This is a genomic window from Acidaminococcus nyctereutis (genome assembly GCF_052216985.1).
Classification (GTDB): domain Bacteria; phylum Bacillota; class Negativicutes; order Acidaminococcales; family Acidaminococcaceae; genus Acidaminococcus; species Acidaminococcus fermentans_A.
Genome location: NZ_JBQOUY010000017.1, coordinates 17731 through 32287 on the forward strand (window position 1 = coordinate 17731; position 14557 = coordinate 32287).

The window sequence follows — 14557 nt, forward strand, 5'->3', positions numbered from 1 at the left end:
ATAATGTCTATGAACGGAATAAAAGGAACGCCGTGGAACGGATGAGGGAGGACGATGGATCTAAAAGAACAGCGGTATGTCTGTACGTTGGCGGAATGCGGCAACTTGACCCGGGCAGCTGACCGGCTGTACATTTCCCAGCCGGCCCTGAGTATCTACATCAGCAATCTGGAGAAACACCTGGGCATGCCCTTGTTCTGCCGGCAGGGCAAGCGCTTCATATTGACCAAGGCAGGGGAACGGTATGTCCATTATGCCCGGGGGATCCTGGCTATCTCCAGCCGGTTCGACAGTGAAATGAGCATGCTCCTCAGTGAAGAGGCCGGGCGGCTCCGGATGGGGATTTCCATGCTCCGGGGCGCCTGGTTCCTGCCCCGTGTCCTGAAAGCTTTCCATGCCAGATGGCCCAAGGTGGAACTGGTCCTGCAGCAGGGAAACATGACCGTCCTGAAAGAACTGCTCCAGAAGCATGAACTGGATCTGGTAGTGGTCAATGAAGAGAATCTGGACCGGACCATGGAGGCCCAGGAATTGTTCCAGGAGGAATTCCTGGTGGCGGTGCCCCAGGGCCATCCTCTGAACAGCCGGGCGGTGTTTGTCCAGGGCCAGCCCTACGGCATCCTGCAGCCAGAAGACTTGGATGGACAGGTCTTTTTAGCTACGACTCCGGACCAGAGCACCCGGGCACTCCAGGACCGGATCTTTCAGGAACAGGGAATCCGTCCCCGGCAGACCATCGTCATCCGCAGCATCGAACTGATCCTCCAGCTGGTGGCGGAAGGTGTGGGTCTTTGCATGGTGCGGGAGGCCTATACCCGGACTTTCCGGTATTCCAAGGCAGTGAATCTATACCAGCTGGATGTCCCGGGACATCGGCGCCGGGTCTTGGCAGCCTACCATGCCCGGGAACGGGTCCCCCAGTATATGGAAGGGATGGTGGAACTCCTGCGGCAGAGGGGACGGGAAATCCTGTCCGGGCGGCTATAGATTCGTCTATTTGTTTTCTAAATACTGTTCTTAATAAAAATATATTTCGAAAAAGTCTCTTTTGCTGGTATGCTATTCTTGGAAACAGGAAGCAGCCGGGAAAGGAGGCTTTTCTTTTTTGTCTAAGCGGTCTTGTAACAGAAGAAAATGGAATATACACAGATGGAAAGCCCGAAGGTAGACACAGATATTTACAGAAATATATAATAAAATGTAAAATATTTCGTAATTTGTATCAATATGTCTGGAAAAATGACAAATATTTTTCTATAATAGAAAGTAGTAATCTAAGAAATAGTCATTATTGAAATGAAGTGCTGATCCAGTCCATCAGCCTGTACCAGAACAGTCAGGGATTTTGGCAGGAAGATAAAGAAAGGGACGACCATGAACAATCAAATGAGACGGGAAAAACTGTATGAGATCTTGGAAAATGCGGACAGACCCATTACGGGAATCGAACTTTCCAAGACGCTGGATGTGACCCGGCAGATCATCGTAGGGGATGTGGCAATCCTGCGCAGTAGCGGCAAACCCATCCTTTCCACGGCCCGGGGCTATCAGCTCCAAGGACCGGCGGAAGAACGGGGCTGCAGCCGGAGCCTCCACTGCTGCAGCCGGACCATGGATGAGGATGAGTTGGAAGCCGAGCTGAATGCGGTGGTGGACAATGGGGGAATCGTCCGAGGCCTGACCCTGTCCCATGAAGTTTATGGCATCATCCATATCGATATGAACATCTACAGCCGCCGGGATGTCCGCCAGTATGTGGATAAGCTCCGGGCCAGCGATGCCCCTCTGATCGTTACGCTGACCAATGGAGTCCATACCCTGAAAGTGGAGACCCGGGTGGATGAAGAGATGAATGCGGTCCAAGAAGGGCTGCAGGAGCTGGGAATCCTGGCGTAGAAAAAAGATGAGGTATTGCACGTTCTGTGCAACACCTCATCTTTTTTTATTTTCCTTCCTTCACCACCACCGTCAAGCTGCAGCCCAGATTTTTCCGGAACCATTTGGTCATGGACTGGAGCTGCTGGAGCTCTACGGACGGGGTACGGGAGGCTGTAAGGGTCAGGACGGCACCACCGTTCAGGATGGCGGGCTCGATGGACTGGATGGCGCCGGTCTGGGTGTAATCCAGGCATTCTGCCAGGGCCAGGAGCAGGGCGGCATTGCCCAGCCGTTTCAGGTCGATTTCTGGGATCAGCTTCCGGTAGGCTTTGTTCCGCAGGTAGCCTCGATTCACCCCATGGTGCCAGGCGGCCAGGATGGCGGTGTAGACCACGTCCAGGTGGTTCAGGCCGAAGAGTTTTCCGTTTTCGATCAGATAGCCGCTGTGCCGGGTGTGATTGTAGTAATTGATGGTGATCCCTGTATCATGGAGCAGGGCTGCGGTTTCCAGCAGGGGCTCCCATTTCAGCGGATCCAGCTTGTGGAGGGACTGCCAGCCCCGGAACAGCTGGAGGGCGTAACGGGCCACCAGCCGGCAGTGATCTTCGTCGGGAGAATAGAGGTGGATCATATTTTCCCGGGCTGTTTCCAGGATGTTGGGGGTGATCAGGGGGCGGTCCGTATGTTCATGGAGATATTGGGAGAACAGGCCTTCCCGGAGCCCACAGCCGGAAACGATCAGCTTCCGTGCCTTGCTCCGGTCCGCCAGAGCTTTGATGATAGAAGAACCGGCGATAATCACATCTGCCCGGTCGTTGGAAAGGCCGGGGATCCGCCGCCGGGTGGCCAGGGTAGTTCCAGGCAGTGTCTTGTACCATTCCTTGAAGTCCGGGATCCCGAACTGGTAGTTGTGGAGCTTGGAAGTAAAGTATTTGGTCCGTTTCTGTTCGATCTTTCCCACAGAACGGGCCGTCCCCCCTACTCCTACCAGAGGGAGGCCACAGCCGGAGATCCAGGGAGCTTTTTGCATCTGCTCATTGATGGTCCGGCGCATCTTGTTCAGGGCAGCCGGATCCACAGCATTGTTCAGCTTGAAATTCTTGGTCAGGTTCACGCAGCCGATGGGCAGGCTGACGCTGTCCACCAGTTTCCGGTCTTTGACCAGGATCACTTCCGTGGAAGCACCTCCTAAGTCGAAGATTACCGCATCTTTCACGTCGATGGTGTTGATGACTCCCAGATAGCTGAGATAGGCTTCTGTTTTCCCGGAGATGATTTCCAGGGTGATGCCGGAAGCCTGGGAAGCTGCTTTGGCCAGTTTGGCCCCGTTGGGAGCATTCCGGATGGCTGCGGTGGCCACGGCAATGGTTTCGTCTACTTGGAAGATCCGGCACATGGAAGCGAAGTTCTTCAGGCAGTTGGTGGTGGCGGCGAAGGCTTCTTCTGTCAGATAACCTTTTTTGTCCGTCTTCAGGGCCAGCCGCAGCGGATCTTTCTGGTTGTAGATCAGGTTGCAGGCCTTGGAGGCATGGATTTCCATAATGACAAGACGGGCGGAGTTGGACCCCACGTCGATGATGGCAATGCGTTTCATATGATCCCCCGATCCAGACAGGGTAATATAAAAAATCTATACCCCGTTTACACTGTTTTTTTCTTATACGAGAAGTGTTAAACTAAACTTAGTATAACACGATTGCCCCCCGGGGGGTAGGACAAACAGGGTTATACCCAAGGCGAGGAGGAATCTATGGCAAAGAAGAGATTGCGTTCAGCAGCGGTGATCCATCTGGGATCAGAGAATATCACCATGCAGCTGATAGAATATACTGGATTGGATGATGTCCGGATCATTACGGAACTGCGCAACAAAGTCCGGCTGGGGGAAGAGACTTTCCAGACTCGGAAGATCTCTTTCGGGACCATGCTGCAGATCGTGGAGATCCTCAAAGGGTACCGCCAGGTGATGCGGGAATACGGAGTGAAATCCTATATTCTCCAGGCTACCACTGCCGTACGGGAAGCAGAGAACCAGCAGTATTTCCTGGATCAGGTGCTGGTGAAGACCGGCTTCCAGATCGAAGTGGTGAATATGTCCCGGGAAATCTACACTAAGATGGCTTCCCTGCTACGGACAATGGAAATCCGGCCGGAATTGCCTATGCCTCGGGAAGGGGTCCTTCTGGCGGATATCTCGTCCGGGGGATTGGGACTTACTTATGTGAAGAACCGGGAAGTGAAATTCCAGCAGAATCTCCATGTAGGGCTGGTCCGGCTGAAGGAACAGTTCACCCGGAACGAACGGTCCAGCATCTATTTCGAACAAGCCCTGAAGGAATATCTCCAGGACCGGATCGGGGTGGTGGCGGAAGAACTGGAGGATGAGACCATCAGCATGCTGGTGCTCACAGGGACGGAAAGCCAGGTGCTCTTGGATCTTTTCGGAAAGAAACAGACCCGGAAGGAAAACATTTCCTTTACAGCGGAGGAAGTGGCTGATTTCTATAGAAAAGTCCACCGGCTGAAAGAAAGCCAACTGGAGAAACTGTTCGGCCTGAGTCCGGAAGAGACGGAAGTGGCCCTTCCGGCCATCACTCTCTGCCAGCTGCTCATGGAAATGTCTCGAGCCCAGAAGATCCTTATGCCGGTGGACCGGTTCGTGGACGGGATGAAGCTTCTCTACATCGCCCGGCAGCTGGATCGGAAGTTTTTGGAAGAGATGCTGGACATCCAGATGAGCCTGGTCCGGAGCATCGGGAACCGTTTCCACTATGATGCACCCCATGCAGCTTGGGTGGAAAAAATGTGCTGTACTCTCTTTGACGCCCTGGCACCTTCTCAGGGATTGGATCAGGAAGATAAGATCCTGCTGCGGGCGGCGGCCTATCTGCACAACATCGGGAAGTACGCTTCTATGCGGACTTACGACAGGTACAATTATTACCTGATCGACAGTGCGGATCTTTTGGGCTTCAGTGTGGAACAGTGCCATACCATCGCCCAGATTTCCTATCTGTACACCCTGGACCGGCCGGAACTGAATGGGAATGAACCCAAAGATTTCGGAAGCAGCATCCCTCCGCTGGTGGCCAAGCTGGCGGCCATCCTTCGGCTGGCGGATTCTCTGGACATCAGCGGGCGGCAGAAGATCCGCGGCTGCAAAGTGGTAATCCGGGGCAATGAACTGCGGGTCCTGGCCGAGAGCCGGGAAAACCTTTCCCTAGAAGAATGGACTTTCGGCAAGCGGGGCAGCTTCTTTGAAGAAGTCTTTGGCCTGCAGCCGGTGTTGGAGAAAGCAGAGGAGAAATGATGAAGATCGATCTGAACAAACCAGAGTATTACGTGAACCGGGAACTGAGCTGGCTGAAATTCAACCTGCGGGTGCTGCGGGAAGCTGGGGTACGGAATCTGCCCCTTTTGGAGCGGCTGCGTTTCGTAGCCATCTCTGCCTCCAACCTGGATGAGTTCTTCATGGTCCGGGTGGCGGGGCTCATCGAGCAGGAAGCCGCCGGAGTGGACCGGGTGGATGCAGCGGGCTTGAACGTCGGGGACCAGCTGCGGGAAATCGCTCTTTCCGCCCATAACCAGATGAAGCTGAAATACCGGTACTTCTTTGCTCTGGTCAATGAACTGGAGAAATATGCCGTCTGCTTCTCTCGGGTGAAGGATGTAACGGAGGAACAGCGGCGGGAACTGGAGAGCTATTACCAGGAAATGGTCTTCCCTGTGCTCACACCTATGGCAGTGGATGCAGCCCGGCCTTTTCCCTTCCTGGCCAATAAATCCCTGAACATCGCTGTGGAACTCCGGGATAAAAAAGGAGAGCAGAAGATCGCTTTCGTCCAGGTGCCTTCGGTGCTGCCCCGGTTCATTTCCCTGGTGGGAAAGGATGGAGCACGGGCCTATGTGTTCCTGGAAGATCTGATTATGGAACACTGCCAGGATCTGTTCAAAGGCCTTGTCATCGTGGATATGGTTCCCTTCCGGATTACCCGGGACAGCGACTTGGAAGTGGAGGAAGATGCCACCCAGGACCTGATGAAGGAAATCGAACGGTCCCTGCGGAAACGGAAGAGAGGCGCGGCGGTCCGGTTGGAAATCAATGCCACCGATGACAAATACCTGAAGGATTTCCTAGTGAAAAACCTGGACTTGGCGCCCCGGGATGTATATGAGATACAGGGACCTTTGGATCTGACCTTCCTGAACAAGTTCATCGACCAGCCCGGCATGGAACAATGGAAGTTCACGCCTTATATCGGTCAACAGCCGGAGGAACTGCCGGATTATGAGGATCTGTTCGGAAAAATCCGGGAACATGACATTCTCCTCCACCATCCCTACGAAAGCTTTGACCCCATTGTGAAACTGCTGGCAGAAGCAGCGGAAGATCCCCAGGTGCTGGCCATCAAACAGACCTTGTACCGGGTCAGCGGGAACTCTCCCCTGGTGGCGGCTTTGGCACGGGCAGCGGAAAACGGCAAGCAGGTCACGGCCTTGGTAGAACTGAAGGCCCGGTTCGACGAAGAGAACAACATCGTCTGGGCCCGACGGCTGGAAAAAGCCGGCTGCCACGTAATCTACGGTCTCATGGGCTTGAAGACTCACTCTAAGATCATCCTCATTGTCCGGAAGGAAGCGGATGGAATCAAACGGTATGTACACCTGGGCACCGGGAACTACAACGACAAGACCGCTAAGCTCTATACGGATCTAGGGCTCCTGACCGCCAATGACCAGTACGGACAGGATGCTTCAGCCTTCTTCAACGTGCTCAGCGGCTATTCGGAACCTCCCGTGTTCAACAAACTGGTGATGGCGCCCATCGGGCTCCGGGAAAAGATTTATGAGCTGGTAGATCGGGAAATCGCCCATGTGAAGGCAGGCGGTACCGGGTATATCGCTGCCAAGATGAATTCCCTGATCGACCAGCCTGTAATCCGGAAGTTCTACGAAGCTTCCCAGGCTGGGGTGAAGATCGACTTGATCGTCCGGGGAATCTGCGGCCTGCGGCCGGGAATCAAAGGGGTCAGTGAGAATATTACGGTCCGGTCCATCATCGGTCGGTTCTTGGAGCATAGCCGGGTGTACTATTTCGCCAACAACGGGGATGAAGAGCTCTACCTGTCCAGCGCGGATATGATGCCTCGGAACCTGAACGATCGAGTGGAACTGCTGTTCCCGGTGGAACGGAAGGCCCATATCCAACGGGTGAAGGAATTCCTGGACCTGTGCCTGAAAGACAATGTGGGAGCCCATGTGATGATGGCCAACGGGACCTGGCGCCGGGCCTATCCCCACGGCCGGAAGAAAATCAGCGTCCAGGCAGCCATGATGCAGCGGGCCAAATCCCACGCTCCTAAAAAATCCATGCCCATGGAACAGCGGCTGAAGCCTATGGTCCGCAGGGAAGAATGACGGAGGGACCCTTTTTGTGATATAATGGCTTATCATAAAGAGAGGTGCGGTGCGAGAGATGGCAGTGCAAAGTGTAACCTTAAATTACAATGGACATTATGGATATCTGGATTATGACGAAGAAACCCATGAAATGACGGTTTTCATTCCGGACGGGGAAGAAGCGGCCCAGAAGGTACGGGACTTTTTGAACCAGCCCCGGAAACTGGAAGTCCCCACGGACGAATGCACCTACCATTTCGGGGAGATCACCGTGGATCCCCGGACTAGCTGGCAGGATTGTCAGCAGGCACTCACCCGGCTGTGGGTGGATACCGGGGTGCTGGTGGAATGGAGCATGCCACCCCGGATGACCAACGATCTGTAAGTTATGCACAGAGTTATCCACTTATAAACATCTGTATTGTGGATAATTCCTGATAGAGAGGGGAAAACCTGAGAAAATACGGGAATTCAGCCTGTGGATAAAGGCAGCGCAAAAGAGAGCGGGGAGGGTGCCAAGTGGCAAAACGGTTTTATGAACTGGAAGTGGCAGGGGTCAAACGGTCCCTGCCAGTGATCAATATTTCGGATACCCTGGCCATTGCCGGGTTCGTGATCCTGGGAGACACGGAAATCGTGGAAAAAACGGCGGCGGAACTGGCCAAAAAGGTGCCAGCGGATACGGATATCCTGATGGCGGCGGAAACCAAGGGGATCCCCTTGGTCCAAGCCATGGCCCGGATCCTGGGGATGCCCCGGTACATCGTGGCCCGGAAATCGGTCAAGGCCTATATGGAACATCCGCTGATCGTGGAAGATGAGTCCATCACCACCCAGGGCAAGCAGATGCTCTGCCTCCAGGATGAAGACATCGAACGGGTCCGGGGCCATAAGGTGACCTTGGTGGACGACGTGATCAGTACCGGGGGATCTATGAAAGCTCTGGAAGAGCTGGTGTCGGAAGCCGGAGGAACAGTGAACGGAAAGATGGCCATCCTGGCCGAGGGGGATTCCATCGGACGGAAAGACATCATCGTCCTGGCGGATCTGCCGCTGTTCAAAGCAGAATGAGAAAGCGAAGGGGTTGTTGCCCGACCGGTGCAACAACCCCTTCTTCAGCCTCAAAAAAGCTTTGCTTTTTTGAGGCTTTTTGCGTTAAAATGAAAAGATATACTTTTGTTTCTGAATGAGGGGGTAGCTTCTTTGAAAATCATAGACTTATTAAAGAGTCCGAAAGTCTGCGTATCCTGCGAACTGTTCCCGCCCAAGAAGGGAAGTGAACTGGAGCATGCCCAGGAAATCGTCCGGACCATTGCCATCCAGGGCGTGGATTATATGAGTGTCACCTATGGGGCTGGCGGGACCGCCGTAGGCAAAAGCGTGGCCCTGGTGTCCGAAATAGAACGGTGCGGGGTACCGGCCCTGGCCCATCTCACCTGTGTGGGAGCCGATAAAGTGAAAATCGAAGGGGTCCTGGACCAGCTGAAAGCCGCCCATGTGGAAAATGTACTGGCGCTCCGGGGAGACCTGCCCCAGGGCCAGGACCATCCTCTGGGAGACTATGCCCATGCCAGCGACCTGGTGAAAAAAATCAAGAGCTACGGGGATTTCTGCGTGGGAGGTGCCACTTATCCGGAAGGCCATCCAGAGGCTGCTGGACTGGATGAAGACCTGGAACATACCAAAATGAAGGTAGAAGCCGGCTGCGATTTCCTGGTGACCCAGATGTTCTTCGACAATGCCATGTTCTACAATTTCATGTACCGGATGCTGGCCAAAGGCATCCATGTGCCGGTGGTGGCCGGGATCATGCCGGTGACCAACCTGAAACAGATCGAAAAGATCTTCACCTTGAGCGGAACTCCAGTGCCGGCGCCTCTCCGGGCCATGGCAGAACGGTTCGCCGATCATCCGGCTGCCCTGAAGCAGGCAGGGATGGCTTACGCCATCGGACAGATCGTGGACCTGATCGCCAACGGTTTCACCAATATCCACATCTACACCATGAACAAACCGGATATCATCGGGGGCATCCGCAGCAGCCTGTCGGAAATCATCCGCTGCTGAAAGGAGCTGCGCCATGGGAAACCTGCGGATCCAGTTCGATGAAAAAGAAGCCCTCCGGTATTTCGGGGCCCGGCCGGGGGATGATCAGGCAAGGATCACTGTGGACCGGGCCTTTCTCCAGCTGCGGAACGAAGTCCAGCCCCGGAATATCCTCCAGCAGTGGAGCTGTCAGGTGGTACAGGGTACAGAGGGAAAAAAGGGCCGAGTGATCCTAGAAGACGGTACGGAATTTGTCAGTTCAGGCCTGGCCCGGCACCTGGCAGGCTGCGATGCCCTGCTGCTGTTCGGGGCCACGTTGGGCGCCCGGGTGGATACGGCTCTACGCCGGATCAGCATCCGCAGCATTGCAGAAGGGGCGGCAGCCCAGGCGGTGGCTGCGTCCCTGATCGAAAGCTACCTGGATCAGCAGGAAATCCTGTGGAAGCAGGAGCTGCCAAACACTTGGCAGTACCGGAGCCGGTTTTCCCCTGGGTACGGGGACTGGGACCTGGGGGAACAGCAGAAGATCTTCCGTCTCCTCAACTGTCCCAAGACCATCGGGCTGACCTTGACCGCCGGGGGTATCATGGCCCCCACCAAAAGCGTCACCGCGGTGATCGGCATCGACCGGAGCGGGAAAGAACCGGCTGTTGCGGAAGAAAGCCGCTGCGGTAAGAGAAACAAATGCGTCGCCTGCAGTAATGTGGACTGTCCTTTTCGTCAGGAGGAACTATGAATTTTACAGAAGCTTTGCATACCAAACGGCTGTTCTTTGATGGAGCCATGGGGACCATGCTCCAGGAAGCCGGCCTGAAACCGGGAGAATTGCCGGAAATCTGGAACCTGCTCCATCCGGAGAAGGTCCGGGCCATCCACCAGGCCTATGTCCGGGCCGGGGTGGATATCCTGAAAACCAATACCTTCGGGGCCAATGGCCTGAAGTTCGGAGCCACCCATGGCCAGCCGGAAGTGGAAGGATTGGTCCGGGCCGGAGTGGAAAACGCCCGGGCTGCCTTTGCTGCGGAAGGCCGGGATGGCTTTGTGGCCCTGGACCTGGGGCCCACCGGGAAACTGCTCCAGCCCTTCGGGGATCTGCCCTTTGCAGAAGCGGTGTCCCTGTATGCCCAGCAGGTAAAGGCGGGAACTGCTGCTGGAGCGGATCTGATCCTGATCGAGACCATGAGCGACAGCTACGAAGCTAAGGCGGCCATCCTAGCGGCCAAGGAGAATTCAGACCTGCCCGTTGTATGCACCTTTACTTTCGACGAAGATGGGAAGCTGCTGAATGGGGCTGATGTGACCACGGCCCTGGTGATGGCGGAATCCTTAGGAGCGGTGGCTGTGGGCTTCAACTGCGGGCAGGGGCCGGATACCCTGGTGAAACTGGTGCCCAGGGCCCTCCAGGCCGTGGATATCCCCTTGGTGGCCAATCCCAACGCAGGGCTGCCGGTCCAGAAGGATGGGAAGACCGTATTCCACATTGATGCTTCTGGCTATGCGCCGTTGATGGTGCCCTTCGCGGAAGCCGGGGTATCTGTACTAGGGGGCTGCTGTGGCACTACACCAGAGCATATCGCCAGACTCATCGAAGCCTGCCGGGATATCCCCCTGCCGGCTCCCCGGTCTGGAGCTCCTTGCGCCATTGCCGGCTACGGCAGGGCGGTGGATTTCAAAGGGATGCCAGTGATCATCGGGGAAAGGATCAATCCTACCGGGAAACCCCGGCTGAAGGAGGCCCTGAAGGCCCAGAATATGGACTATGTATGCCAGCTGGCCCTGGAACAGCTGGATAAGGGGGCCCAGGTACTGGATGTGAACGTGGGAGTGCCAGGGGTGGACGAACCCGCCCTGATCGAAAAGGTGATCCTCACCCTCCAGTCCATCACCTCCGTCCCGCTCCAGATCGACACCTCCAACATCGAAGCCATGGAACGGGCCCTGCGGATTTACAACGGCCGTCCCCTGCTGAATTCCGTCAACGGCAAGGCGGAAAACATGGCGGAAGTGTTGCCCCTGGCCAAAAAGTACGGGGCCGCCCTGGTAGGGCTATGCCTGGATGAAAAAGGCATTGCCGATACTGCAGAAGGCCGGCTGGAAGTGGCAGACAAAGTGATCGCTGAAGCTGGAAAATACGGGATCCCCGCCAAAGACATGGTGATGGATCCCCTGGCCATGACCATCAGTACCGGAGGCCAGAATGCCCAAATCGACTTGGAAGTGATCCGGCAGCTGAAGGCTCGGAACATCAAGACCGTCATGGGGGTCTCCAATATTTCTTTCGGGCTTCCCAGCCGGGATGCGGTGAATAGCGCCTTCTTCGCTATGGCCATGGAGGCAGGCCTTTCCGCGGGGATCATCAATCCCAACAGCGGGGCCATGATGGGAGCCTATATTGCCTACGGGGCTCTCAGCGGCAAGGACGAAGGCTGCAAGAAGTATGTAGAATATTTTGCAGACGCTCCTCAGATGGTGGCGGTGGCCAAATCCCAGGGGGATACCAAACCGGTGGCCAAAGGCTTCCAGAAGGAATATCAACTGGAAGAAGCCATTGTGAAAGGACTCACCAGCCAGGTGGAAAACGGGGTCAAAAAGCAGCTGGCAGAAGGGAAGCCAGCCCTGGACATCATTAATGAAGCCATGATCCCAGCCCTCAATATCGTGGGGGATATGTTCGAAAAGAAAAAGTTGTTCCTGCCCCAGCTGTTGGTCAGCGCCGATGCGGCCAAAGCGGGATTCGAAATCCTGAAGCAGTCCATTGCCACAGGAACTGCCACGGAAAAAGGTGATCCTATCGTCATCTGCACCGTAAAAGGGGATATCCACGATATTGGCAAGAACATCGTGAAAGTGCTGCTGGAAAACTATGGCTACCAGGTCATCGATCTGGGGAAGGATGTGCCCCCGGAAGAAGTGGTGAAAGCCGCTCAGGAATACGGGGCCAGACTGGTGGGGCTCAGTGCCCTCATGACCACCACCGTAGGGGCCATGGAAGAGACCATCCGCCAGCTCCGCCAGGCGCTGCCGGACTGCCGGGTCATGGTGGGGGGCGCCGTGATGACCGAAGAATATGCACGGACCATCGGCGCCGATTTCTATGGAGCCAATGCCGTCGCCAGCGTCCATTATGCCAATCAGCTGTTCCATAAATAATCCTAATACAGAAAGAAGAGAAGAAACATGAGAAGACCTTTGATCGGCGTCTCCGGAAGCCATATGGTGGATGGCCGCGGCGTTTTTGCTGGGTATCACCGTTCCTATGTGAATGACGACTATATCCGTTCCGTGAACGAAGCCGGAGGGGTGGCCATCCTGGTACCCTTTACGGAAGATGAAGAAGCTTCCCGGGAAATCATGAGCCGGGTGGACGGGCTGGTGCTCAGCGGGGGCCACGATGTGTACCCCCTCCTGTACGGGGAGGAACCCTGCCGGCAGATCGGGCCGGTGTGGCCGGCCCGGGATCGGTTCGACCTGCTGCTGCTGGCGGAAGCGGAAAAGCGGGGGATCCCGGTGATGGGCATCTGCCGGGGCTGCCAGATCATCAATGTGGCCCATGGAGGAACCCTGTACCAGGACCTGTCTCTAGACAAAAATTCCTATGTGAAGCATTCCCAGAACCAGGATCCTGCTACTCCCACCCATACAGTGGAAATCCAAGCAGGGAGCCGGGCAGCTCGGATCCTGGGCCGGACGGAGTGGGTCACCAACACCCATCACCACCAGACGGTACACCAGGTGGGCGAGGGGCTGAAGGTCACCGGACGGGCCAAGGACGGTACCGTGGAAATCATGGAAGGCACCGGGGACACCTACCTGATGGCCTACCAGTTTCATCCGGAAATGATGTCCATCAACAATGCCCAGGCCAAAGCCCTTTTTGGGGATTTCATCGCAGCAGCCAAAGGAGAAAAAGCTTAACATGACGGAGAAAAAAGAAAAATTCGGGCTGCTCAGCATTATCCTGCTGGGCATCAACGGAATCATCGGTACCGGGATCTTCCTGCTGCCTAACCGGGCCTATGCCCTGATGGGTCCGGCTTCCCTGGGCATCCTGCTGTTCGACGCCTTCCTGGCCGGGGCTCTGGCCCTGTGCTTTGCAGAAGCCGCCGGGTTCTTTTCCCGGAACGGGGGACCTTACCTGTACGCCAAAGCCGCCTTCGGAGATTTCTGGGGCTATGAGATCGGGGTGCTGAAGCTGGTGGTGACCATCATCGCCTGGGCCGCCATGGCCGTAGGCTTTGCCACCGCCCTGGGGGCTGCGTTCCCGGCCTTTGCCGGGGAACAGGCTAAGGACATCATTGCGGCGGTGCTGATCGGGGGGCTCAGCGCTCTGAACATCGCCGGGGTGAAGGCTTCCAAATACTTGAATAACATCCTCACCGTATCCAAACTGGTGCCCCTGGTGCTGTTCATTGCCCTGGGGATCTTCTTCATCAACGGCAGCAATTTCACTCCCTTTGTGCCGGCCCACTTGGAAGAAGGAGCTTTTGCCAACGCCGCCATTACCATGTTCTTTGCCTTCACCGGTTTTGAAGCCATTGCGGTAGGGGCGGAAGACTTCAAGGCGCCCAAGAAGAACCTGCCTCGGGGCATCATCCTGACCATGCTCCTGGTGACGGTGATCTATATGCTGGTGGTGGCCATTTCCATCGGTATCCTGGGGCCGGACCTGGCTGCTGACAAGGCACCCATCCAGACCGCCTTCGGACGGATCCTGGGACCGGTGGGGGCCTACATCATCCTGGTGGGCACCCTGTTCTCCATGGGGGGCATCAACATGGCGGAAGCCTTCATCGCACCCCGGGCCTGCACCTCCCTGTCCGAAGACGGGATGCTGCCAGAAATCCTGGCCAAACGGACTCCCTGGGGGACTCCCTATGTGGCCAGTATCGTCATCGCCGTTTTGAGCATTGCCCTGGCCTGGAGCGGCAGCTTCACCACCCTGGCGGCCATCAGCGCCGTATCCCGGTTCACCCAATACCTGCCCACCTGCCTGGCAGTGATCGTGTTCCGGAAAAAGTGGGCGGACCGTCCCCGGACCTACAAGATCCCCGGGGGCATCACCATTCCGGTGATCGCTGTGGTCACCAGCCTGTGGATGCTGTCCAATGCCAAGACCATGCAGCTGGTATGGGGCCTGGGCGGCTGCCTGGTGATCCTGCCCTATTACTTCGTCTACGCCAGCAAGAAGAAGCGGGGCCTGATCAAAGAGAAGGAAGAGTAAAGAAAGGATTGT

The 14557-nt window shown here is 56.0% G+C and carries 12 protein-coding genes; 11 read left to right on the plus strand and 1 reads right to left on the minus strand.

Annotated elements, in window-relative coordinates:
• Positions 1 to 54: 54 nt before the first annotated feature.
• Both ACTUHY_RS08840 and ACTUHY_RS08845 read left to right on the plus strand, forming a co-directional pair.
• A complete protein-coding gene (locus ACTUHY_RS08840) occupies positions 55 to 987 on the plus strand; it encodes a LysR family transcriptional regulator (RefSeq protein ID WP_442827446.1) in 933 nt (310 codons plus the stop codon).
• A gap of 387 nt (positions 988 to 1374) precedes the next feature.
• Complete coding sequence (locus tag ACTUHY_RS08845) at positions 1375 to 1896, plus strand: 3H domain-containing protein (RefSeq protein ID WP_442827447.1); 522 nt, start codon at positions 1375 to 1377, stop codon at positions 1894 to 1896.
• A gap of 46 nt (positions 1897 to 1942) precedes the next feature.
• Here ACTUHY_RS08845 and ACTUHY_RS08850 read toward each other — a convergent pair whose 3' ends face one another.
• Positions 1943 to 3472, minus strand: a complete 1530-nt coding sequence (locus ACTUHY_RS08850; protein ID WP_442827448.1) for a Ppx/GppA phosphatase family protein — start codon at positions 3470 to 3472, stop codon at positions 1943 to 1945.
• A gap of 156 nt (positions 3473 to 3628) precedes the next feature.
• Between ACTUHY_RS08850 and ACTUHY_RS08855 the strand changes: the two genes are divergently transcribed.
• The 9 genes from ACTUHY_RS08855 to ACTUHY_RS08895 all read left to right on the plus strand — a co-directional run bounded on the left by ACTUHY_RS08855 (position 3629) and on the right by ACTUHY_RS08895 (position 14545).
• The gene (locus ACTUHY_RS08855; RefSeq protein ID WP_442827449.1) at positions 3629 to 5188 is read left to right on the plus strand and encodes a Ppx/GppA phosphatase family protein; all 1560 of its coding nucleotides are present in this window, start codon (positions 3629 to 3631) and stop codon (positions 5186 to 5188) included.
• Complete coding sequence (locus tag ACTUHY_RS08860) at positions 5188 to 7296, plus strand: RNA degradosome polyphosphate kinase (protein WP_442827462.1); 2109 nt, start codon at positions 5188 to 5190, stop codon at positions 7294 to 7296. Before ACTUHY_RS08855 ends, ACTUHY_RS08860 begins: the two co-directional genes overlap by 1 nt.
• A 58-nt stretch (positions 7297 to 7354) precedes the next feature.
• Entirely contained in the window at positions 7355 to 7663 is a 309-nt protein-coding gene (locus tag ACTUHY_RS08865; protein WP_442827450.1) for a hypothetical protein, read from the plus strand.
• A 134-nt stretch (positions 7664 to 7797) separates the two neighbouring features.
• Positions 7798 to 8349, plus strand: coding sequence for a phosphoribosyltransferase family protein (locus ACTUHY_RS08870; RefSeq protein WP_442827451.1), 552 nt, complete (start codon positions 7798 to 7800; stop codon positions 8347 to 8349).
• Between the two features lie 132 nt (positions 8350 to 8481).
• Positions 8482 to 9345, plus strand: a complete 864-nt coding sequence (locus tag ACTUHY_RS08875) for a methylenetetrahydrofolate reductase (protein ID WP_442827452.1) — start codon at positions 8482 to 8484, stop codon at positions 9343 to 9345.
• Between the two features lie 13 nt (positions 9346 to 9358).
• Complete coding sequence (locus ACTUHY_RS08880; protein WP_442827453.1) at positions 9359 to 10060, plus strand: vitamin B12 dependent-methionine synthase activation domain-containing protein; 702 nt, start codon at positions 9359 to 9361, stop codon at positions 10058 to 10060.
• Positions 10057 to 12474 (plus strand): homocysteine S-methyltransferase family protein, encoded by a 2418-nt coding sequence (locus ACTUHY_RS08885; RefSeq protein ID WP_442827454.1) that lies wholly within the window; start codon positions 10057 to 10059, stop codon positions 12472 to 12474. The genes ACTUHY_RS08880 and ACTUHY_RS08885 overlap by 4 nt, the downstream gene beginning before the upstream one ends.
• Positions 12475 to 12501: 27 nt before the next feature.
• On the plus strand, positions 12502 to 13239 hold the full coding sequence (locus ACTUHY_RS08890; RefSeq protein WP_442827455.1) for a gamma-glutamyl-gamma-aminobutyrate hydrolase family protein: 738 nt from the start codon (positions 12502 to 12504) through the stop codon (positions 13237 to 13239).
• A gap of 1 nt (position 13240) precedes the next feature.
• Positions 13241 to 14545 (plus strand): APC family permease, encoded by a 1305-nt coding sequence (locus ACTUHY_RS08895; protein ID WP_442827456.1) that lies wholly within the window; start codon positions 13241 to 13243, stop codon positions 14543 to 14545.
• Positions 14546 to 14557: the final 12 nt, after the last annotated feature.